General features: G+C 51.7%; 1 rRNA gene. It reads right to left on the bottom strand.

Annotation, left to right across the window (positions count from 1 at the left end):
- Window positions 1–57 precede the first annotated feature (57 nt).
- A 23S ribosomal RNA gene (locus tag AGRI_RS16760) occupies window positions 58–2,944 on the bottom strand.
- Window positions 2,945–2,983 lie beyond the last annotated feature (39 nt).

Here is a 2,983-nt window from a genome sequence, read left to right as displayed (position 1 = left end):
TTAGCAAGCTGATTGTTTGCACACTGTATTCTTTCTTTAAAACATCTTGGGCGTTGTATGGTTAAGCCTCTCGGGCAATTAGTATGAGTTAGCTCAACGCCTCGCAGCGCTTCCACACCTCACCTATCAACGTTGTGGTCTCCAACGACCCTTTAGTACCCTCAGGGGGTAAGGGATAACTCATCTTGTGGCCGGCTTCCCGCTTAGATGCTTTCAGCGGTTATCCGTTCCGAACATAGCTACCGGGCAGTGCCATTGGCATGACAACCCGAACACCAGCGGTTCGTTCACTCCGGTCCTCTCGTACTAGGAGCAACTCCACTCAATTATCCAACGCCCACGGCAGATAGGGACCGAACTGTCTCACGACGTTCTAAACCCAGCTCGCGTACCACTTTAAATGGCGAACAGCCATACCCTTGGGACCGACTTCAGCCCCAGGATGTGATGAGCCGACATCGAGGTGCCAAACACCGCCGTCGATATGAACTCTTGGGCGGTATCAGCCTGTTATCCCCGGAGTACCTTTTATCCGTTGAGCGATGGCCCTTCCATACAGAACCACCGGATCACTATGACCTACTTTCGTACCTGCTCGACGTGTCTGTCTCGCAGTTAAGCTGGCTTCTACCATTACACTAACCGTACGATGTCCGACCGTACTTAGCCAACCTTCGTGCTCCTCCGTTACGCTTTAGGAGGAGACCGCCCCAGTCAAACTACCCACCAGACACTGTCCGCAATCCCGATTCAGGGACCTACGTTAGAACATCAAACATACAAGGGTGGTATTTCAAGGACGGCTCCACCAGGACTAGCGTCCCAGCTTCAAAGCCTCCCACCTATCCTACACATGTAGGGTCAATGTTCAGTGCCAAGCTATAGTAAAGGTTCACGGGGTCTTTCCGTCTAGCCGCGGGTATACGGCATCTTCACCGCAATTTCAATTTCACTGAGTCTCGGCTGGAGACAGCCTGGCCATCATTACACCATTCGTGCAGGTCGGAACTTACCCGACAAGGAATTTCGCTACCTTAGGACCGTTATAGTTACGGCCGCCGTTTACCGGGGCTTCGATCAAGAGCTTCGCTTGCGCTAACCCCATCAATTAACCTTCCGGCACCGGGCAGGTGTCACACCCTATACGTCCACTTACGTGTTTGCAGAGTGCTGTGTTTTTAATAAACAGTTGCAGCCAGCTGGTCACTGCGACTCTCACGTGCTTACGGAGCAAGTCCTTCACACACAAGAGCGTACCTTCTCCCGAAGTTACGGTACTATTTTGCCTAGTTCCTTCAGCCGAGTTCTCTCAAGCGCCTTGGTATGCTCTACCTGACCACCTGTGTCGGTTTAGGGTACGGTCACCAATACCTGAAGCTTAGAGGCTTTTCCTGGAAGCAGAGCGTCAGCAACTTCGTCACCGTAGTGACTCGTCTCGTGTCTCAGTCTTAGGCGTCCGGATTTTCCTAAACACCCAACCTACACACTTTCACGCGGACTACCAACGCCGCGCTTGCCTAGCTTTCTCCGTCCCCCCATCGCAGTATTGGCCGGTACGGGAATATTAACCCGTTTCCCATCGACTACGCCTTTCAGCCTCGCCTTAGGGGCCGACTCACCCTACCCTGATTAGCATGGGATAGGAAACCCTTGGTCTTTCGGCGGGGAAGTTTTTCACTCCCCTTATCGTTACTCATGTCAGCATTCGCACTTCTGATACCTCCAGCATGCCTCCCGGCACACCTTCGCAGGCTTACAGAACGCTCCTCTACCACTCATCCATAGGATGAATCCGCAGCTTCGGTGGATGATTTTAGCCCCGTTACATCTTCCGCGCAGGCCGACTCGACTAGTGAGCTATTACGCTTTCTTTAAAGGATGGCTGCTTCTAAGCCAACCTCCTAGCTGTCTATGCCTTCCCACATCGTTTTCCACTTAATCATCACTTTGGGACCTTAGCTGGCGGTCTGGGTTGTTTCCCTTTTCACGACGGACGTTAGCACCCGCCGTGTGTCTCCCGAGTAGTACTCACCGGTATTCGGAGTTTGCATGGGGTTGGTAAGTCGGGATGACCCCCTAGCCCAAACAGTGCTCTACCCCCGGTGGTATTCGCTCGAGGCGCTACCTAAATAGCTTTCGAGGAGAACCAGATATCTCCGAGCTTGATTAGCCTTTCACTCCAAGCCACAAGTCATCCCCTACTTTTTCAACAGTAGTGGGTTCGGTCCTCCAATTAGTGTTACCCAATCTTCAACCTGCTCATGGCTAGATCGCCCGGTTTCGGGTCTACACCCTGCAACTATTCGCCCAGTTAAGACTCGGTTTCCCTACGGCTCCCCTATTCGGTTAACCTCGCTACAGAATGTAAGTCGCTGACCCATTATACAAAAGGTACGCAGTCACCCAACAAAGTGGGCTCCCACTGCTTGTACGTACACGGTTTCAGGTTCTATTTCACTCCTCTTACAGAGGTTCTTTTCGCCTTTCCCTCACGGTACTGGTTCACTATCGGTCAGTCAGGAGTATTTAGCCTTGGAGGATGGTCCCCCCATCTTCAAACAGGATACCACGTGTCCCGTCCTACTCGTTTTCACTATAAAGGTGTTGTCGTGTACGGGGCTATCACCCTGTATCGCTCAGCTTTCCAGATGATTCCACTAACACCAATCTAGCTTAAAGGGCTAGTCCGCGTTCGCTCGCCGCTACTAACGGAATCTCGGTTGATTTCTTTTCCTCGGGGTACTTAGATGTTTCAGTTCTCCCGGTTTGCCTCCTTAACCTATGTATTCAGTTAAGGATAGTGAGTAAACTCACTGGGTTTCCCCATTCGGATATCTACGGTTCAGCGCCTCTTACCGGCTCCCCATAGCTTTTCGCAGGTTAGTACGTCCTTCATCGCCTCTGACTGCCAAGGCATCCACCGTGTACGCTTAGTCACTTAACCATACAACCCCAAAATGTCTTTTAAAGTCGTACAGTGTGC

This window comes from Alishewanella agri BL06, from assembly GCF_000272005.1.
GTDB lineage: Bacteria > Pseudomonadota > Gammaproteobacteria > Enterobacterales > Alteromonadaceae > Alishewanella > Alishewanella agri.
The sequence above is the reverse complement of the archived record's forward strand: the minus strand, read 5'-3'. Positions and strand labels throughout refer to the sequence as shown.